The organism is Eremococcus coleocola ACS-139-V-Col8 (assembly GCF_000183205.1).
In the GTDB taxonomy this organism is placed as follows: Bacteria; Bacillota; Bacilli; order Lactobacillales; family Aerococcaceae; genus Eremococcus; species Eremococcus coleocola.
Window position 1 is genome coordinate 374,549 of the sequence record NZ_AENN01000015.1, and the last position, 20,902, is coordinate 395,450.

The 20,902-nt window shown below is 39.9% G+C and carries 16 protein-coding genes; 3 read left to right on the forward strand and 13 right to left on the reverse strand.

Annotation, left to right across the window (positions count from 1 at the left end; translation table 11 throughout):
• Position 1: 1 nt before the first annotated feature.
• From gatC to HMPREF9257_RS05540, 13 genes are all read right to left on the reverse strand, one after another.
• A complete protein-coding gene (gene gatC / locus HMPREF9257_RS05480) occupies positions 2-298 on the reverse strand; it encodes an Asp-tRNA(Asn)/Glu-tRNA(Gln) amidotransferase subunit GatC (RefSeq protein ID WP_006418434.1) in 297 nt (98 codons plus the stop codon).
• An 18-nt stretch (positions 299-316) separates the two neighbouring features.
• On the reverse strand, positions 317-1,552 hold the full coding sequence (locus tag HMPREF9257_RS05485; protein ID WP_006418340.1) for a CamS family sex pheromone protein: 1,236 nt from the start codon (positions 1,550-1,552) through the stop codon (positions 317-319).
• Positions 1,553-1,556: 4 nt separating this feature from the next.
• Complete coding sequence (ligA, locus tag HMPREF9257_RS05490) at positions 1,557-3,578, reverse strand: NAD-dependent DNA ligase LigA (protein WP_006418197.1); 2,022 nt, start codon at positions 3,576-3,578, stop codon at positions 1,557-1,559.
• A 63-nt stretch (positions 3,579-3,641) separates the two neighbouring features.
• Positions 3,642-6,005, reverse strand: coding sequence for a DNA helicase PcrA (gene pcrA, locus HMPREF9257_RS05495; protein ID WP_006418254.1), 2,364 nt, complete (start codon positions 6,003-6,005; stop codon positions 3,642-3,644).
• 447 nt (positions 6,006-6,452) lie between these two features.
• Positions 6,453-7,583: an ATP-grasp domain-containing protein gene (locus HMPREF9257_RS05500; RefSeq protein ID WP_006418314.1), complete on the reverse strand. Its 1,131-nt coding sequence runs from the start codon at positions 7,581-7,583 to the stop codon at positions 6,453-6,455.
• A gap of 90 nt (positions 7,584-7,673) precedes the next feature.
• Positions 7,674-8,363, reverse strand: a complete 690-nt coding sequence (locus HMPREF9257_RS05505) for a glycoside hydrolase family 73 protein (protein ID WP_006418444.1) — start codon at positions 8,361-8,363, stop codon at positions 7,674-7,676.
• A gap of 14 nt (positions 8,364-8,377) precedes the next feature.
• Positions 8,378-8,911 (reverse strand): hypothetical protein, encoded by a 534-nt coding sequence (locus HMPREF9257_RS05510; protein ID WP_006418549.1) that lies wholly within the window; start codon positions 8,909-8,911, stop codon positions 8,378-8,380.
• 212 nt (positions 8,912-9,123) lie between these two features.
• Positions 9,124-11,250, reverse strand: a complete 2,127-nt coding sequence (locus HMPREF9257_RS05515) for a serine hydrolase (protein WP_006418137.1) — start codon at positions 11,248-11,250, stop codon at positions 9,124-9,126.
• A gap of 104 nt (positions 11,251-11,354) precedes the next feature.
• On the reverse strand, positions 11,355-11,570 hold the full coding sequence (locus HMPREF9257_RS05520; RefSeq protein WP_006418476.1) for a hypothetical protein: 216 nt from the start codon (positions 11,568-11,570) through the stop codon (positions 11,355-11,357).
• 209 nt (positions 11,571-11,779) lie between these two features.
• Positions 11,780-12,301 carry a Gfo/Idh/MocA family protein gene (locus tag HMPREF9257_RS05525; RefSeq protein WP_006418235.1) on the reverse strand — a complete coding sequence of 174 codons (522 nt, stop codon included), beginning with the start codon at positions 12,299-12,301 and terminating at the stop codon, positions 11,780-11,782.
• A 21-nt stretch (positions 12,302-12,322) separates the two neighbouring features.
• On the reverse strand, positions 12,323-13,501 hold the full coding sequence (locus HMPREF9257_RS05530; RefSeq protein WP_006418139.1) for a class I SAM-dependent rRNA methyltransferase: 1,179 nt from the start codon (positions 13,499-13,501) through the stop codon (positions 12,323-12,325).
• Positions 13,502-13,504: 3 nt separating this feature from the next.
• On the reverse strand, positions 13,505-14,743 hold the full coding sequence (locus tag HMPREF9257_RS05535) for a hypothetical protein (RefSeq protein ID WP_006418307.1): 1,239 nt from the start codon (positions 14,741-14,743) through the stop codon (positions 13,505-13,507).
• Complete coding sequence (locus HMPREF9257_RS05540) at positions 14,727-15,794, reverse strand: M42 family metallopeptidase (protein ID WP_050782822.1); 1,068 nt, start codon at positions 15,792-15,794, stop codon at positions 14,727-14,729. Before HMPREF9257_RS05540 ends, HMPREF9257_RS05535 begins: the two co-directional genes overlap by 17 nt.
• A 182-nt stretch (positions 15,795-15,976) precedes the next feature.
• Between HMPREF9257_RS05540 and HMPREF9257_RS05545 the strand changes: the two genes are divergently transcribed.
• The 3 genes from HMPREF9257_RS05545 to HMPREF9257_RS05555 all read left to right on the forward strand — a co-directional run bounded on the left by HMPREF9257_RS05545 (position 15,977) and on the right by HMPREF9257_RS05555 (position 20,866).
• On the forward strand, positions 15,977-16,960 hold the full coding sequence (locus tag HMPREF9257_RS05545) for a YhdH/YhfP family quinone oxidoreductase (protein WP_006418387.1): 984 nt from the start codon (positions 15,977-15,979) through the stop codon (positions 16,958-16,960).
• Positions 16,961-17,325: 365 nt separating this feature from the next.
• A complete protein-coding gene (locus tag HMPREF9257_RS05550) occupies positions 17,326-19,086 on the forward strand; it encodes an ABC transporter ATP-binding protein (RefSeq protein WP_006418268.1) in 1,761 nt (586 codons plus the stop codon).
• Positions 19,079-20,866, forward strand: coding sequence for an ABC transporter ATP-binding protein (locus HMPREF9257_RS05555; RefSeq protein ID WP_006418160.1), 1,788 nt, complete (start codon positions 19,079-19,081; stop codon positions 20,864-20,866). The genes HMPREF9257_RS05550 and HMPREF9257_RS05555 overlap by 8 nt, the downstream gene beginning before the upstream one ends.
• The last annotated feature ends 36 nt before the right edge of the window (positions 20,867-20,902 follow it).

Genomic DNA, 20,902 nt, shown 5'->3' on the forward strand with positions numbered 1-20,902 from the left:
TCTATTCTTCCCCACTTTCTAAAATAGCTGGCACCTTGATAAAGCCATCTTGACTCTCCGGTGTATTGGCTAAGAAAGCTTCCCGTTTACCAGATAACTTGGCTTGGTCGGGACGGTAAATATTTTCTAAGGCATTACCAAAGTAAGTTGGTTGAACGCCTTCGGTATCGACTTCTTGTAATTGTTGAACCATGCTAACAATCTCTTGAATGTCAGCTTCAAAGGCTGCTGCACGATCAGCCGCAATATTAAGTTTAGCTAGTTTAGCTAGCCGCTCAAAATTATCTATTCCTAACATGTATTCGCTCCTCTTCTTTTAATTCAAAATTGTTACTTGGAACTGGTCTGAGTTAGCATTTCTCACCAGTAAGGCCTCTAAACCAGATACGGAAGATATCTTAATTTCAATGGGTACCCCTTCTGGCAAGCGACGACTCGCGACGTCATTCACGTATTGGCTGATAGCCGTAATTTCTGTTTCTTGGAAAAATTGAGTAATAATTTCAATATTCAATTCAGCCAAGCCATTATCAATATACCAAGCATCTCCCGAAATTCCATTAAGATTAGGGAAGAAATTCTCAACATCGTTGGCAAAATCAGTGAAATAATTATATTGGTCATTTTGACTTTGATCATCTCTCACCGGTAATAAAACGCGATATTCATTATGTTCTGCCCAATCACTCACATTGTTCCCTTCCCGGGAAATTCCATCCAGCAGATAAGTGCCCCCAATATTTTCAGAATCAGGCGTTGAGGCATAGATTCCGACTACAATCGGAACGGACCGCAATTGTTCCGTATTTCTTAATCGGCCTACGATAATATTGGCGTACTGTTTACCGCGTTCCCGCATTTCACCCACAGAAATTTCTGTTTGATATTCGGTACCATCACTATCGGTATATTGGTAGAGTGAATTCATGGAAAGACCAATTACCACGCCACCTAAAGAAAAACCATCATCTGACTCAACCATAATATCTTTTTCCATAATCTGGTTAAGATAAATCGGTGGAATTTGTTCATCTACAACCGTTGCTTCGGTTGCTTGGGACTCTTGCGATTCATCTGACTCTTGACCTTCAGGTTGGTCCCCTGGTGCCGTTGATTCAGAAGAGGATTCAACATCTTTGATATCTTCTGCCGGTAGTTCAGGGTTTAGACCTTCACCATTAGTTTCAGATTCCCGACTCAGCCATGCAGTCATTGTGTCCGCATCAATTAATTGTCCTTCTTGTAAATAATATTGATTAGTCGGAAAGACTGATTTAGAAATCCGCATTAAACCTGCTTCAAAAGCAGCCATATTACGTGCCCCTAAAAGGTTGGTATTGTCAGTATCAGAAATACCTAAATTATACTTACCATCCGTAATAACCGCCCGATAGTATTCATCTGAAATTTGATTATCCGTTGTTTGAACACTCACTTCGTTTGGCGCTAAAGAAGCTTCTCGATCTTCTTGATTACCTAAGTCGTTCAAACACCCACTTAATACGACACTTAATAAACTAATTAAGGATAAGACCTTGAGTGATTTGCGCATTAGATTACTCACTTTCTTCATTGATTTGAGCTAAGAATTCTGACTCATCTAAGATTGTCACACCTAATTGCTCAGCTTTACTTAATTTTGAACCAGCATCCTGGCCAGCCACGAGATAGTCTGTATTTTTGGAGACAGACCCTATCACCTTAGCCCCTAAGCCTTGTAAAATTTCTTTGGCCTGACTACGACTATAGCTTGCCATCGTCCCAGTTAAGACAACCGTCTTATCAAGCCAAAAATCATTGTCCAAACTTGTTTGATTGACTTTTGGCCCTGTATAGGTCATATTGACGCCCATATTAGTCAAGTCTTGAATCAAAGCATGACTGGCTTCATCCTGAAGGAAATCTACCAGTGATTTGGCAATAATGGTACCAATACCATCAATATTCGTAATTTCTTCTTCAGATGCCTGGCTTAATGCTTCTATTGTATCAAATTTTTGGGCAACTAAGCGAGCTGCTTTTGCTCCGACATGACGAATACCAAAACCGAATAATAATCGTTCTAAAGAATTGGTTTTAGAAGCCTCAATTGCTTGTAGTAGTTTTTGCGCCGATTTTTCTTTAGTATTAGGTAATTTCAGTAAATCGGCCAAAGTTAAATGGTATAGGTCCGCCACATTTTGAATCATATCGTGGTCAAGCAAGGCGGCCACCACTTTTTCACCCAAGCCTGAGATATTCATGGCTCCCCGTGAGCCAAAATGTGAAATTTGGGCTAACCGTTGTGCCGGACAAAGAGGGTTAAGACAACGCAGGGCAACCTCTCCCGCTTCCCGTTCCAAGGGATGGTAACAAACGGGACAGGTTTCAGGAATAACTAGGGGGGTGCTATCAGCCGGTCTTTGATCTAAATTGACCTCAATAATTTCCGGAATAATATCCCCTGCCTTATGAATTACCACCTGGTCTCCAATCCGAACATCCAGGGCTTTAATTAAATCGATGTTATGGAGCGAGGCGCGTTGCACCGTCGTTCCTGCCAGAAAAACAGGATCCATGACAGCGGTTGGGGTCACTACCCCAGTACGACCAACCGTCCATTCGACTTCTTTTAACCGGGTTGCTTCAACTTGAGCTTTAAACTTATAAGCAATTGCCCAGCGCGGTGCTTTGACAGTATAGCCTAAGGATGATTGTTGCGCAACCTGATTCACCTTAATCACTACCCCATCAATTTCATAGGGGAGGTCAGCCCGTTTCTGGCCGACTTCTTGAATATAAGCCATAATTTCTTCCTTATTATGGCAGAGCCGCCGCAAGGGATTCGTTCTAAGACCTAGTTCTTGTAGGAAATCAAAAAGCTGGGCTTGCGAATCTATCTGATAGTCCTCATTGTAAACTGCCCCATACATAAAAATATTTAATTGCCGTTTTGCCGCTTCTTTAGGATTAATTTGCCGCAGGCCACCTGCCGCTGCATTTCTTGGATTAGCAAACGGAGCAAGGCCAGCTAAATCACGACTTTCATTCAATTTTTGGAAAACTGCTTTTGGCATATAGGCCTCACCACGGAATTCGCCTGACACCGGTTTTTGTAATCTTAAGGGAAGTGCTTTGATAGTCCGAAGGTTACTGGTAATATTCTCCCCAACCCTACCATCCCCCCGAGTTGCCCCTTGGACAAAAAGACCGTCTTCATAGCGAAGGGAGATTGATAAACCATCAATTTTACACTCACACATGAAGGTCAAAGGTCCAGACACTTGATTTTGAACCCGATCAATAAAGGCTACAACCTCTTCTTCCGAAAAAGCATTAGCCAAGGAGTACAAAGGCTCAAGATGGGTGACTTTTTCAAAACCTGCTAGGACCTGGTCGCCAATCCTCTGAGTAGGCGAATCTGGACTTAACCAATCAGGATGAATTTTTTCAAGATTTTCTAATTGACGGTACATCTGGTCATAGACTGCATCTTCAGCTTGAGGCTTATCTAAGACATAATAAGCGTAGGCAAGCTGATTCAACTGCTCCTTTAAATCTTGGTAATCGTCTAAGGTCATTTCCTTGATTTCTTTCATGCCTAAGACCCTCCTTTTTAGTCTTTCAATTATACCATTGTTTCAAACATCTGCCATCTTAGATTAGTCAACTTTTGTAATCGGTGCAAAGGAGGCTAATAAATGTTTAATTCCTTGCGATTCAAAGGCAATAGACAAGGTCTTATCCTTACCAGAATCTTTGACAGCAATAACTGTACCTGTGCCCCACAACTTATGGCTGGCTTTGTCTCCCACTTGCCATTCCACTTGGTTTTCTTGTTGCCCTTGTTTAGTCATAGTTAGTCCAGCCTTAGATCGACTGGTTTTAGGCCGGTGTTTAGACAGACGCACTGAATTGGCACTCTGGCGTCCAGCAGCGCTTGATATACTTGTGCCAAAATTAGAAAAACTAGGGGAAGTCTTCCATGAACTGGAAGCCAAGTGGTTGATGCCCTCGTTTTTAACTTCCAATAACTCTGAATCAATCTCATCAATAAAACGACTCGGTAGATTATGTTGGTACTGGCCGTATAAGAGTCGATTAGCTGAAGCTGACAGGAAGAGTTGGTCTTGAGCTCGGGTCATACCAACATAGGCTAAGCGGCGTTCTTCTTCTAATTCCTCTTCATTTTCACTCGCCCGTCTTAAAGGAAAGAGTCCTTCTTCCATTCCTACCATAAATACATAAGGAAATTCTAACCCTTTGGCTGCATGAAGAGTCATGAGGGTCACTTGGTCAGGATCTTGGTTTTCATTATTCTCTCGGTCGGTGACCAAGGAAATATCGGTTAAGAAGAGGGTTAGTAATTGGCGCTGACTAAGGTCAGTCTCGGATTGATCATCTTGATCAGGGTCAACCATATCAGGATCTGCTTCTAGCCGCATGGACTGGTCCTCTTCATCAAAGCTTTTAGTTACTGAAGCAAACTCTTCTAAGTTTTCAATCCGAGTCATAGACTCAATGTCCTTATTTTTTTGTAAGTCTGCTAGATACCCTGACTGCTGCCAAACTTGGTCGACCAAATCAGATATTGGTAGGAATTCAGCTTGTTGACGCAGTTGGTCAATCATGGTTTTAAAGGCGAAAAATTTAGCCTGTGTCCGACTTGGAATATTAGATAAGACCATCTGTTCCATGGCTTCATACAAGGACACGCCCATTTGATTGGCTAAATCTTGTAATTTATCGACTGAGGTCTGGCCAATCCCACGTTTGGGTACATTTACAATTCGTCTAAAACTTAAATTATCCGAAGGATTATCAATCAGCCGTAGATAAGCCAAGGTATCTTGGATTTCCTTCCGGGAATAGAATTTTAAGCCCCCCACAATGCGATAAGCCAGGTTGGCTTTAAGAAACTGGTCTTCTAAACTCCGGGATTGAGCTTGGGTCCGGTATAGGACCGCAATGTCCTGGTTTTTGGCTTGCTGACTTTGTTTTAACCGCTCAATGGTTGCCGTCACATACATGGCTTCGGACCGGTCATTATCTGCAATATAAAAGGATACTTTTTCCCCTTTGGCTTTATCTGACCATAATTTTTTGGCTTGCCGTGATTTATTGTTTTCAATCACTGAATTGGCTGCATTCAAAATAGTCTGGGTAGACCGATAATTTTGCTCTAAGAGAATCGTAGTTGCATCGGGGAAATCCTCTTCAAAATTAAGGATATTTTCCATATTCGCTCCCCGCCAACCATAAATACTCTGGTCAGCATCACCGACCACACAAACATTCCGTAGGATACCCGTCAATAATTGGACGAGAAGATACTGGCTCTGGTTGGTATCTTGGTATTCATCCACATGGATATACTGAAACTTATGTTGATAAAACAAACGGGTTTCTTCATTTTCTTCCAATAATTTTACTGTTAACAAAATCAAATCATTGAAATCCATGGAATTGTTCGCTTTTAAGTAGGCTTGATATTTGGCATAGACATTGGCTTGAATATCTTCTATAAATCCTGCATGACTGGCAGCAAAGTCTTCTGGCAACTGGCCTTTATTCTTGGCATCATCAATTACATATAAAAAGTCTTTATAATTGAACTGTTTGCCATCAAGATTAAGTTCTTTCAAGATGTTTTTCATTAAGGTTGCTTGTTCACCTTGGTCGATAATCGTGAAATTGCTGCTATAACCAACCTTGGCCGCCTCCCGCCGTAAAATCCGAGCACACATGGCATGAAAGGTAGAAACCCAAATTGATTCGGCCGCAGGACCCACTAAAGCTTGAACCCGTTCTTTCATTTCATTGGCAGCTTTATTGGTAAAGGTAATTGCCAAAATATTCCAGGGATTTACCTGCTTAGCTTGGACCAAATAAGCAATCCGGTGAGTCAAAACCCGGGTTTTACCCGAACCAGCTCCGGCAGCAATTAAGACTGGACCTTCGGTGGTCAGAACCGCCTGCCGTTGGCGGTCATTTAATAAATCAATACTTTTTTGTAAATCTGTCATTTAAGGATTTCCTCCGTCACTGATTTCTTTCAAGGACTTTACGTATACACGGCTTCTATTATATCGAATCTAACTAGACTTTTTAAGTGACATCCATTAAAAAAGCAAAAATCCTCACTTTCCTTTAAAGTAAAGAATTTAAGCCTTCCTTTTCTTAACTTTTGGTTCAGTTAGGTATTTTTGTGTGATTATTCTATACTTTATGCCAAGTCAGGAATTTTCCTCTAACTGGGTTCTAGCATTTTACCGTCACACGGATCATTACAAAAAAGCTGAGAGTACAAAATAATAAAACTCCTAATTTTGTAAATAGAATGAGGGACTAAGCAAAAAGCTCAGTCCCTCCCAATTATTTAATATGAATAATTCTTATCATTTCAACAGTTAGTATAATCGATCAAGCAAAAAGCAAAGTCTTTCACCGCTTGCCAATATTGCCGCTTTTTCTTAAGCCATTAATTCAGTTATTTCGATTTGCCGTTCACAGGAAGCCAAGGAGTCCCCCGTAACTACGACATAACCACTTAATTTATCAGGATCAGATCCCATCGGATTAAACAAGGCAAAGTGCCAATCATTCCGCAGACGGTATTGCGTTAGAACTTGTTCCTGATTTAACTGATTTAAGGGAATCGAAATAGCTGCCTTAGCCATAATTCTTAATTCAGGTAAAGGAAGACCTAAGCTCGCTCGGACCGTAGCCTGGAATTGATCCATGGACGTAGTACCTAAAGTGAAGATGGCCTCTTGTCCTAAGCCGATGGTAGCACCATTCACATAAATCACATCAGCAGAAGTAATAAAGACCTTGAGCGTAGTTGCACCCACCAAAGATAATTTTTGAGCTAGCTCAAAGCCAATGCGCTCGATTTCCTCTTGAATAAAGGCTGGTAAGGAGACAGGAAAACGCACTTGACTGCCTGACACATCCCCTTGACTAACCTCCTCAAAGATTGGATATAAGAGGGTTTCGCCTTGTTGGTTTCGTACGATGGTCAGCGAAGCCTTATGCTCAACAGGAATCCATGCTTCTAAAATACAAGTTCCAATTTCTAATTTAGCCTGAGCAGCAGAATAATCTTCGGTTGAATAAAGGATGAGATTATCATCAGCTTGGGCTACGTTTCTTTGACTTGCTTTTAAAACACAAGGAAAACCTAAATACTCAACCGCTTCTTTAATATCTTCGATGTTGGTCACTAAAGAGTAAGGCGCCACTAGACACTGATGATTATCTAAGTATGCTTTTTCTATTAATCTGTCGGTAGTAATGGCGATTAAATCATCAGACAAGGTTACCTCGGTCAGCTTATTTAATAGTTGAAAAGAACGATTTGAGAGCAGGCCCAATTCAACCATTACTAAATCAACCCGCTCAGCAAAATATGTCAAAGCCTGGTCATTATATGATTCTGCTACAGTTTGCCAGGAAGCAAATTGCCGTACGGGATTCACATCTTCCAACACTAGACTAGCCACCCGATAGCCTAAGCGCCCTGCAGCTTGAGCCAATAAAGCCGAGGGAATGCTTGCCCCAATAATCCCAATTGTCTGACCTGGATAAAAGTCTCTCGTCATTGTCTCACCTCTACTTCAAATAGTTTCTGCTTATTATGATACCATATTTACCTGGGCATTCACGGTCTTTTACATAAAAAACAAAATATATTATTCTGGTTGATCATATTGGGACAAATCCCAGCTCTCAATCATTTCAATCAATTTATTCGCATAATCAGGATCGGTTGCGTAACCTGCTAGCTGAAGCCCTTTGGCCTGTGCTTGATAAGTTTCTCCTTCTAAAACTGCTTGGTAAAAAGCTGGGTCCCAGCTAGTCCCATAATAAATTAAATGTGCATGTTCTGTCATTGATTGCTCCCAAGAATCATATACTTTAAACCGGTCCGTAATGGTAAGCCAAGATCCATCTTGGAATTCCTGGGTTTCTAAATCAATACCCGCTTCATCATCCGCCTCCGTTTTAACTCCATATAAATTATAGTAGTCACTCGCCAACTGACTCATCCCATAATTCGACTCTAAGCTAGCTTGAGCCAAGGAAACAGAAGCTAAAATCCCATATTGTCTTTGTAATTTTTGGGCAGTTGGAACCAACTGACTTATAAAGGCTTCTTGTTGAGCTTGTAATTGGGCTCCATCATTTTGCCCTGAAAAGTTTAGCATCTTATAGAGTAATCCCATGATGAGAAGTAAAAATACGACCACAAATATGGTCATGGAACCAATCTTTTGGAGTAACTTCGATTTAAAACGACGCCATTTCTTAATGAAAGGTGTCGTTTGTTTGTTCTTCTTTGACTTTTTAGGCTTGGTTTTTGTTTTTTTCTTAGTTCCCATGACCTACTCCTTTATTAAATCTGATCAGCCTCCTCGTACTTAGCTGATTCATCATTGACCCATTGCAATAGCTTCCGTTGGTCATGTCCAATTTGATTTTGGATAACCCCAGGTAAACGCATTTCAATTATATCAGAGTAACCCCAGATTTGATAATCGGCCACAAGTCTGAGAATAACCATATTTGACTTACGAACAGAACCTAACTCATTTTCTTGACTATGTTTCCATTCTATCCGAGCCAAATCATGTTGTAACCAAGTCTTGGCTATTTGTTGCTTTAAATAGATATATTCTGCTACTGGATTATGAATAAAATCAGGACTAAGTTGGGCTTGACGAACTATCTTTTGGACGAGCATCCATTCATAATCGGTAAACAAAGTAGATATAATTTGCATATTTTCGTATTTGAGACCTTGTTCCCCTTTCTTCCACCGATCCCAAGATTGGGGCGAAATACCTAATTGGTCATTATAAAAGGCCTTTTCAGTCAAATATTTTTCTTTAATGGCATGAACAACAATTTCTACTAAATAAGGGCTCATATTACACATCACCTTTCACGTGTATTTTTCTTAATTATACACCTAATAGGTGATGAACACCAGCCTATTTAAAGGAAATACATCGTTTGAATTTAGATGAAAATCAAGTAAATGATAAAAGTTTCTCTCAAAAATTTATAAACAAAAAACCAACCTAGGAATTGAAATTCACTAGATTGGTTGTATATAAGTTTTACTAAAGAACTAACTGCTTAGTTATATTTATAACTGCCGTCTTCTGCTTTGAACCATTTAGGCTCAACCACAACTCCATTTTCATTCACATAAGACCGGTTAGGCAAGACAACATATTCTCCGGTATTTTCAACTAATTGAGAATAATAGTCTTCTCGACCATTAGCATTTCCTGTACTTGTATTAGCCTCTGTGCCTTCTGCGTTATTAGTTTCTTGGCCTGTATTTGGTGATGGTAATATTGATATTTGGCTACTTTCATCAACAGCTGGTTCAGCTTGAGCTTGGCTATCACTACTAGAACTTTCGTCACTAGTATCTGTGCCTGTTACTAATAAGCTAGCTAAACTATTAAACAATTTGGTGAAATCTGCTTGTTTAGCTTTATCAGACAACATCACCACGATATAGTTTTTGGCTTCAGTTTTTAAAATACCCGCATAATAATTTTGTTTAGTATTGGCATCGGCACTAGCAATTTCATAGCGACCTGTTACGTCTGGAATACCAGCTTCAGGATACTTGTTATTGATAGGCGTATTAAGTAATTGTTCTTTAATGGCTGCATCACTTTCAGCAGAAACTAGTTCATCATTGGCCAATTTATTTAACAATAAGCCTAAATCTTGGATACTTGTAGTTGCCCCTGTAACACCACCTTCATTATCAACCGCAAGAAGAGTATTCACCTTAGTTGCAAAGTAATCATGTTCATTCAACCAAGTATTAAATTGATTAGGTCCACCCAGTGCTTGAATTAAATGATTCATAGCAGTAACATCATTTTCTTGAACCATTGCATAGACTAAATCACTGATAGTCAATGGAGTTTCTGGACTGCTAGCTGCAATATTGCCTTGATCCCCCTGAGCAATTAAACTTTCATTTAATTCAACGGGTTCTTCTAGGGTTAATTCGTTGGCATCTATTTTTTCATAAAGATTTTGTAGAATAAACCAAGCTATTTCATTGGCAGCTTCTACTTCTTTGGCTTGATGTTGATAAGCTTGACTAGGTTCACTGGCGTCAGCTAAGTATACTGAAACATCATTGTTGGTTCCACTCTCAATCGCTTTATTAAATTCAGCTTGTTTTTCAGCATTGGCTTGATCCGCTTGTGGACGATCAAATGAAATTTTTTCTTCAAACTTACCATCCTGACTCGTAATGAATAAGTTTGCTTGCCCAGCTTGGTCAGAATTTTCGGAAGTCATTTGTACTTGGCCGTCACCGACTTGCCCTGGATCATTAAATTTAAGACTTAAATTTTTACCATTTTTAGTTAAGGCAAAAGCTTGACCTAATTCTTGTTTTTGACCATCTTGTTCAATGGCAAAGTTAAATGTTGACCGATCAACACTTTCTAATTCTTGGTCAAAAGCTAAATCAACTTCAATGATAGGGTAGTTATCCGTCTTAACTTCCTTGTTGCTCACTGTGAAAGTTCCTTGTTCTTCAGCGGCTTGATTACTTTCTTGATTAGAGCCAGTGCTTGGGTCAGCCCCTGTTTCTATTTCACTTTCACTTGTTTCAATTGGCTGACTACTCTCGCTCTTATCTTGATTAAAATAATCAGTTACTTTGCCAATAAGTTGTGGTCCGAATAAGAATAATAGAAAGACAATGGCAACAGCAATTAATAATTTAAGGATTCCCCACAAAACTGAAAGGAAGCCACCGCGCCGTCTTGGTTCATCTTCATAATAATCTTCTTCGAAGTCTTGATCATCATAGTTGGAAGCTTCATCCAGATCATTTTCCGCTTGAATCCGTCGCATTTCTTCTTCATCAATTTGGAAAGGATCGTCCGCATCTACTTGGTTACTTTCAGGAGCATCTGGAACAACAGGAGTCGGCACTGGTTCTCTCTGAGTTTGAAGTTCCTCGTCCCTTGCTACTGTCCTATTTTCTTTCTTAGAATCAATGACTGGTTCTCTCTCATATTCTTGATTATTAACTGTATCCTTGGCATATTCATCATAACCCGTGTTTTCGTCATAATCATAACTTTCTTTTGAGACTGGATTTTTAGGAACGACCGTTCCTTTTTTCATGGCTTTTATTTCATCAGAACTAAAAACATGGCCACAGTGGGCACATTGATGTTTACTTCTTACAGTTTTTCCGCAGTTAGGGCAGATCATGCTATTTCCTCCTTGTTTTCCAATAAGCTGGACTTCCTATTTATTGTAGCAAATTCTAAGACGGGTGTCACCAATACTTATTCGTATGCTTATTCAAATAATACTTATATTTTTGCTTTAATTTGGTCAAGAATCTGGGCACAGGCCAAAGAGTCAGTCAAGGGCATAATTGAGCTTTGACTTTTTCCGGTTAAATATAATTCCGTAAATTGTTTAATTTGGCTAAAAAAATCGTCATGTTCAAAAGGAATATGGATTGTCTGATTTTGACCATTGATATCAATTAAGTGAGCAAATTGTGGCCGATGGAGATCATCCACAATCAGACTTGCCTGGTCACCAATAAATTCTGCTTGCTTAGCTTGTTTACGATCAAAACCCGTTTCTAAATAAATATCAATCGGGCCTTGTTTAAAATGACTTAGGCTATATACATCAACATTCCGATAGATTTTACTCTCTTGATCAACCAGGCGAAGTTGGTCGGAAAAATAATCCTGGATCCAAGCGGCACAATAAATACCACAGTCTAAAAGCGCCCCCCTTGTCCAGCTTGCATATGATAAGAATTTTGACCCTCTAAATCCATTTGGTTACACAAGGAAAAATATGCCTTTTGGATAGTTCCTAAGAGACCCTGACCAATAATTTCTTCTTTTAAATATTGATACAAGGGAATAAAGCGGGTCTTCATGGCTTCTATCACCAATACGCCCGTCTGCTTTTGTATCTCAATAATTTGAGCTACTTGACTTGCATTTATAGCTAAGGGTTTCTCACAAAGCACCGCTTTACCGGCTTGACAAGCTTTAATGACCCACTCCTGGTGTAGACCATGGGGTAAGGCAATATAAACTGCTTCAATGTCCATTTCTTGTAATAATTGCTGAGGATCTTGGTAGGTCTTTTCAATCCCAAATTGCTGACAAAAAATCTGTCCTTTTAGGGGGTTACGCGCTGAGACAGCAAGAATTCGGTTTTCTGGGTCAGCTAAACAAGCTGTGGCAAACCGATGGGCAATCTTACCGGCACCAATAATACCCCATTTCATACTTTCACTTCCTTATTATGTTTAACTAGCCCGATAATATACTAATACTTTCAAATATTGACTCTCGAAGTCCACTGTCGTGGGAAAATCTTCACCAAGACTAAAAGCCTGGATCAGTTGGAAGGAACCAACCTGGTTTAGGGCCTTTCTGACATCATTTTCAAACGCTTCACGTTGATAGACCGAGTGGTTGGTTGATAGAATCAAAAGTCCACCTGGATTAACCAAGTCTGCCAAACGAGTCGCTAATTGGCCATAATCATTTAATGCCGAAAAGGTCCGTTTTTTGGACCGGGAAAAACTTGGAGGATCACAAACGACTAAATCATAACGTAACTGGTGGCGTCGACTATAATCAATATAATCAAAGACATCCATAATTTTCACTTGATTTTGGCTGTCAAATTCTAAATTATTTAAGGCATAATTTTGCTGAGTCATTTCTTGAGCCCGTTGGGCTAAATCGACATTCAACGTCATAGACGCCCCACCACTAGCAGCTGCGACACCGAAAGCACCTGTGTAAGAAAACAAGTTCAAAACAGCTAGCCCTTGAGCTTGGCTTTGGATAAATTGACGTACATCGCGTTGATCTAAAAAGATACCTGTCATCCAATCCTGACCGAGGGAAATTTGGTATTGAAGGCCGTTTTCAGAGATGACAAAATCTGATTCTCCTTCAGGGCCAAAGCTTTGTTGATGAGGCGCTTGACTGGGCTCCAAAGGGAAACGTATGGTTTCAAAAATGGCTCGAATTTCTTTAACTTTTTCCTGAAAGGCTTGTAGAATTTCATCGCGATATTGATAAAGACCCCGATTATACCAAGTAAAAAGTAGACGCCCCGCGTAATAATCTACGGTCAATCCCCCGAGTCCATCCCCAGGACCATTAAATAAACGAAAAGCATTAGTTTGAGCACTATCAAATAAAAAATGACGACGTTTAAGAGCAGTTTCGACCAGAGAAATTATATATTCTTGGTTGAAAACAAAATCACGGTCATAACTGACAACCCAGGCGATCCCTTTATTTTGTTGTGCTACCATGGCCCAAGCTAAAAATTCATGGTCTGAATCGGTTAAAGTAACAATCTGACCCTGTCCATACTGATTCAAGTCTTGGCTATCCACTAAATCTGCTGCTTGAATTAAGCGTCCACCATTTTTTATTCGGTGACTCGCACGTTTTCTTAATTGCATAACTTACTCCTCTTGATTTTTATCAATAATATTTTGCAGGCTATACTTGAGTTCTTCCGCAGTCATCCGATCTAAATCCTGGAAGTCTGGTACCGGATTTGCGAGTGGCTGAACGTCAATTTCTAAGTAACATTTGATTCCTTTTAAATCAGCCGTTTTATCTTCAAAGATATTTAGTTCAAAGTCTTCAGCAATCCCTTCTAAGCCTAAATGATAGGTATTATTTCTAGGATCTAAAGTTAAATCTATCTTTCTTAATTTGTGAGTGACATCGGAAGAATGCAAATGTTTATCCGCCGCAAAATCTTGCAATTGATAACTTTGACTCACTTCATCAAAGCTCGATCGGGGGCCTTTAAGGCTTTGATCGATTGCTAGACTATCTTCATTGCGCTCAAGGTTTAATTCATGGTTAAATGAAAAATCCCATTGACCTTTCTGGCTACTAGCCTGGGGATCAAAACTTGCCAGTTGCCCCTGGTGATTCATTGGAGCAATCGCTCTGGCTTGAATATCGTAGGTGAAATTAGACCGCAATTGAAAATTGCCTGAACGTTTAAATAAACCTTCAGGGATATCCGTTAATTCCGCCTGCAAGTGATAGCCTGCTTGACTATGAGTCAAATGACTCGGATTAATTTGGTTGACTAAGTTACTGTCGGGTAAGAGTACCAAGGCTGAGAAATAATCTTCTATGCTTAAATCTTCATTTCTACGTCCATTTTCAGAAATCAAATAAATTTGATCTAGGTCGTCCAAAGCTTGTCTTTGGCTGGCTTGGATATCAAAATAAGTCTGTAAAATTTGATAGGAATTAAACCAGGCCATTTGTTGACTATAGACTAAGTTAAAATTATCATAGGCCATAATTTTAAGCGGGTGGCTGGCAAGTAACTTGGTTTTATCATGAACATCATAATCATTAAAAGTAAAGTTCATAGCGGCTCGACCTTGTGAACCTTGAAAATCAATTTGACCTTCATAAAGAGGAACTTGATTTTCCACATCTACCATCCGATAAGTCACTGTAAAATCTTCCATTTTTTGAATTTTCGTTAATGCTAGGTTAAACGCTTGCCGGTAATCCTCCACTGAACTAGTTAAATTATCCCGACTTAATTGGTCTTGGGTAAATAAATCAAAGTCAGGAAAAAGATTATTCATCTGTGCTTGAACTGGAAGAGGATTCAAACACGATACGATAAGAAGACTAGTGATACTCAACTTAGTAAAAGTCTTCATTAAGCTCCCCTCCTGATACTAACATTGAGGAGTAAATATAAGCGGTCACCAAATCATAGGTGGCTTTGACTGAATCTAGATGAGTTCTTTCATAAGAATGACTGGATTCAATCCCAGCCCCAAAAAGTCCATGGCGAACTTCTGCTCCGGCTGACATCGCCGCAGATGCATCAGACCCATAATAAGGATAGATATCAAGTTGATAAGGAATCTCTTGGTCTTGAGCTAATTGCACCAAATGCTTACGCAAACCGTAGTGATAAGGACCAGAAGCATCCTTTACGCAGATAGAGACTGAATATTCATCCGTGGCTTGGTCATCTCCCATGGCCCCCATGTCAACTGCAATAAGTTCAACCACATTATTCGGGATGGAGGAATTAGCGCCGTGACCCACTTCTTCAAAAGGGGACCAGTAAAAATAAGTGGTATGGGGGAGTTTTTTGTCAGAATGACTCAATTGGTCTAAAAATTCTAATAAAATCGCGGCAGAAACTTTATCATCTAAATGACGTGATTTGATAAAACCGGACTCAGTGACTTGGGTCCGTGGATCAAAAGAAATAAAATCCCCCACTTGAATTCCTAAAGCCTTGGTTTCTTCTGCGTTAGTTACCTTGGCATCAAGACGCACTTCCATATTATCCTGATTTCTTTCGGCCGTCTTAGCATCCTTATAAACATGGACTGAGGTTTGGTGCATCAAAATAGTTCCGGAAATAGTCTTATCTTGGCCGGCTAAGTGGACCAAACAATTTTCACCTTCAATCGAAGGATAACCAAAACCACCCACCAAGTCGATTTTTAACCGACCATCCGGTTTAATTGCCCGCACCATGGCCCCTAGTGTATCTAAATGAGCGGTCAGTAAACGAGCGGCTTGGTGATTCGCTCCTTTCACTTCGACTAAAACGCCACCCTTAGGTGTCCGTTGATAGTCATAATTTAATTGGTCTAAACGGTGACATAAATAATCCATCACTTTTTCCGTGTAACCGGTTGGCGAAGGAATATTAGTAAAATCTGTAATATATTTTGTTAAAGTCTGCATCATTCTACCCTCAATTTCTAATCATAATCAATCTAATTATAACATAGGTTAAACCGGGTCTACTTTGATTATGATTTTTTCTTTTAAATTTCATAATTCTTTGACAAAAATAAGCAAATCGCTTGTCTAATGTAATCGCTTCCGATAAAATTAACGGGTATAAATTTTTAGGAGGAAGATAAATGACAGATTTTAGAGCTCTACGTGTGAAAGAAAACAATGATCAAGTCGAACTGAGTATTGATACACTCACAAAAAATGACCTACCTGAGGGTGATGTTTTAATCAAAGTAGCTTATTCTTCTTTAAACTACAAAGATATGTTAGCCAGCCAAACCAAGGGTGGTGTGATCCGTCACTATCCAATGACGCCTGGGATTGATTTATCTGGTACAGTTGAAGAGTCAAACTCTGACCAATTTAAAAAGGGCGACCAAGTCTTAGTAACAGGATTTGGGATTGGGGTTTCCCATCCTGGTGGTTTGGCGGAATATGCTAAAGTACCGGCTGAGTGGGTGGTTCACTTACCGGAAGGACTGAATCTCGAAAGTGCCATGGTTTTTGGTACAGCTGGCTTTACTGCTGCTTTATCTGTTGCTGCTCTTGAAGAAGCGGGCATGAAAGTGACTGATAATCCTGCAATTCTTGTAACCGGTGCGACCGGAGGCGTAGGTTCTGTTGCTTTACAAATTCTAGCTAAAGCAGGCTACCAAAACATTACAGCCCTTGTCCGTAAAGACTACCAAGTAGAGGTAGCTAAAAACTTAGGTGCTCATAATATTTTGGACAGCAAAGATTTAGGAGATAAAAAACCTTTAGGCCGCAGTCAATTTGATTATATTTTAGATACGGTTGGTGGTGATGTGGCCGCAACTCTCCTAGGCCAATTAAGTTACGATGGGGCGATGTCTATGTGCGGTAATGCTGCCGGTATTAAATTTGAAGCCACTGTCTTCCCAATGATCTTACGAGGCAACAAAATTCTTGGAATTGACTCTGTCCAAGTGCCAATTGAAAAAAGACCAGCCCTTTGGAATAAAATGGCAGGAGACTGGAATGTGACTGACACTACGCTTTATAATGTGATTAGCTTAGACCAAGTGCCAGCGACGATTCAAAAACTAAAAGAAGGCTCTCACTTAGGTCGAACTATTGTAAAAATGTAAGTTTTGACGGAGCTTTATATCTAGTTAATTTAATTATTATTTTATGTGAGACTGGGCTTTGGCCCAGTCTTTTTTATACCTTAAAAAGTGATTTAAGTATTGGCCTTGGATTCATTTTTCATATTGGCACACTTCAAATTAGGCAGAGCCAGTCATTCCCTTACCTTCATTTTGGTCATTCAACCCCTAATAAATGATGTTTACTTCTATTTCTATTATAATAATGAAAGATCTTATCATGAGTATTTTCTAACCTAAGCGGTGAATTCTAATAAAACTAAGCCACTTACCTTGACATTATTACAATTCAAACTTATATTTAAATGTGCACTTTTATTAGAATTTGATAAAAAAAGGAGAATGACATGTTTACAATTTTTAAGAAATTGGCATGGTTTTTCAAATTAAAATGGAAATCCACGCTCGGTGCGGTGGCAGGTCTCATTGCCTGTGCCCTCTTATCAGCCTATATCCCCCTTGTCATTGGGGAAGTAGTTGATGAGTTCGCCAATAAGACTTTAAGCCAAGCCAGTCTGACACGCTACATCATTATTCTACTTGCGGTCGGCTTAGCTATGTATATTCTGAGGAATATCTGGCGAACCCTTCTGTTTGGCAATTCTACTAAGTTAGAATACATTCTACGGAAACGACTTTTCAATCATTTAACCAAGATGGACCAAGAGTTCTACAACCAACACCGAACCGGTGACCTGATGGCCCATGCCACCAACGACTTGGCTGCCATTCGCTTCGTGGCCGGGGGTGGGATTTTAACCCTAACCGACTCCCTTTCGATTACACTTGCTACCCTCTTCTCCATGTTTATTGTGATTGACTGGAAATTATCCTTATTAACGATTATACCTTTTCCCTTCTTATTCCTAGCTTCACGTTACTTAGGGAAAAAAATCAGAACGACCTTCCGCGGATCACTTGAATCCTTCTCAAAATTAAATGACCATGTCCAAGAATCAGTGGCTGGTATCAACGTCATTAAAGCCTTTGGTGAAGAAAAAGATGACTATCTAGACTTTGTTGCAGCGACAGACAATGTCGTCGACAAAAATGAAAAAGTTTATCGTTATGACTCGGCTTATGGTCCCGTCATTGATACCATCACCGGCCTAACTTATGTCTTAACTATCTTCTTCGGTACTTTCTTTGTTCAATCCGGTCGGATTTCGATTGGTCAACTGATTGCCTTCTTCTCTTATCTTGGAAATATGACCTGGCCCTTGATTGCCATGGGGCGGATGGTCAACACCTTAGAACGAGGCAATGTCTCTTATGATCGAATCGATGCCTTACTCAATGAAACCGCATCGGTAGTTAATCCTAGCAATGCGACGAAAGGACTTACTTATCAGGATTTGCAGGTTGATATTGACCGTTTTACTTATCCCCATGCAGAACATGATGCCCTTGAAAATATTCACTTCCATTTAAAAGACGGCCAAACTCTAGGTCTTGTTGGTAAAACCGGGTCTGGTAAATCCACCCTCTTTAGCCTTCTTGTTAGAAATTTTGATGTAAATCAAGGTTCAATTAAGGTGGATGGAGTTGAGCTAAGACGAATTGATTTGGATGAAATTAATGAAAATATTGGTTATATCTCGCAAAATAACCTGCTTTTTTCAACCACGGTCCGCGATAATATTCGTTTTGGCCGCCCAGACATGAGCCAAGAAGAAGTAGAATACTTTGCTAAATTAGCCAATGTCCATGAAGATATCCTTGGTTTTGCGGACGGCTATGATACCCTGGTAGGCGAACGTGGTGTTTCCCTATCTGGAGGACAAAAACAACGGGTTTCGATTGCTAGAACCCTCGCTATTAATCCTAAAATCCTAATTATGGATGATGCCCTCTCCGCAGTGGACGCCAAAACTGAGAAGATTATTCTTAATAATCTAAAGGATCACCGGAAAGGTGGTATCACCATTATCGGTACCCACCGAATTTCTTCCGTGATGCATGCAAATGAAACCTTAGTCTTAGAAAATGGTCGTGTGATTGAACGCGGTAACCATACTGAATTACTAGCAATCGATGGCTGGTACAATAACATGTTCCAACAACAACAACTGGAACAAAAATTGGAAGGAGGAGACCTCAATGAATAGCATTTCTCAAAAGAAGAAAAATTCCTTTTCTATAAAAGAACAAGCTTCTATTCTTAAGTACCTCTTCCACTTTGCCTTAAATGAACGCAAACACTTCCTAATTTCTATCATCATGATGATGATTACCTCTGGTTTAACTGCCTATATGCCTTTAATTATTCAAGGTTATATTGACCAATACCTCGCCAAGGATAATGCCACCATGGCGATAACCATTCGGATTGCCTTGACTTACTTGATTTTGCTACTCATTAAAATGGTAGTGACTTATTTTAAAGACTATACCTTTAAACTAGCTTCTGAAAAAACCGTAGCTGGCATGCGGAATCAAATCTATTCTAAAGTCATTCACTTCTCCATGGATTATTTTAATAAAACACCCAACGGCGAAGTTGTTTCCCGGGTGACCAATGATACCCAAACCATTAAAGAATTCTGGAATGTTTTCTTAACCTTCTTTGATGGGTTAATCAATGCAATTATGGTCGGGGTCGCCATGTTTTCTTTGAATATTTCCATGTCTTGGGTCTTCATTGCCTTTATCCCACTGGTTTTTATTTTAATCATAGCCTATCAAAAAACTTCGACGATTGTCTATGGTCGGATGCGGGAGGCTTTAAGTCGGGTGAATGCCCAACTTTCAGAATCAACCATGGGAATGTGGCTTATCCAACAATTTAATCAAAGCGAGCGCATGAAAGCTGACTTTGACAAAATTAATTCTGAATATGTTGAGGCGCGGATTAATATGTTCCGCCTCGATGCCGCCCTTTTAATGCCAGCTGTTAACTTAATTGAACAAATCGTTCTTGTCTTAGTCATTTGGATTTTTGGTAAAGAACTCTTAGGCGGGTCTACTTTAGATGTAGGGATGATTTATGCTTTTACTAACTATTCCAAATCCTTCTTCCATCCCATTGGTCAAATGATTGGTTCTCTTTCAATTTACCAGGATGGGCTAGTGGCCGCTTCAAGGGGTATCTACCTAATTGATAATGCCCAGTATGCTCCCCAAGCTAATACCGATGCTAGCGATCAAGCTATTTCAGGTACCGTGTCCCTTAAAAACATGACCTTCTCCTATAATGGCAAACAAGATGTCCTTAAGAATGTGTCAATCGAGGTCAAGGCCGGTCAAATGATTGCCTTAGTCGGTCATACCGGCTCAGGTAAGTCTACGATTATCAACCTATTAATGCGGTTTTATGATTACTCTGATGGCGATATTCTGATCGATGGTCAATCCATCCGAAATTTATCCCAAGAAAGTCTCCGCCGGCAAATTGGCTTAGTTCACCAAGATGCCTTTATGTTCTATGGTAACTTCTACGATAATATCCGTCTCCATGGGGACTATACTAAGTCTGAAATCGAAAAGGCAGCCCGCTTTACAGGTGCCGATAGCTTTATCCGTGAACAAGAAAATGGCTACGAAACCATGGTGTCTGAAGGCGGTAAATCCCTATCTGCGGGACAACGCCAATTGATTAATATTACCCGGACTATCTTACGGAAGCCACGGATTCTAATCCTAGATGAAGCGACCGCAAACATTGATACAGAAACCGAAGGTTACATCCAAGCCAGTCTGGAAAAAATCCGCCAGGAATGTACTCTAATTGTTATTGCCCACCGACTCTCTACGATTAAAAAAGCCGACCGAATTTATGTTATGAATAAAGGTCGCGTGATTGAGCAGGGTCAACATGACGATTTAATTGACCAGGAAGGCACCTACTACAATATGTACCAATTACAGTCTTTACAAGGTTTAAGCTAGTTCAATAAAAGAGGCCCTAGGGCCTCTTTTTTATTG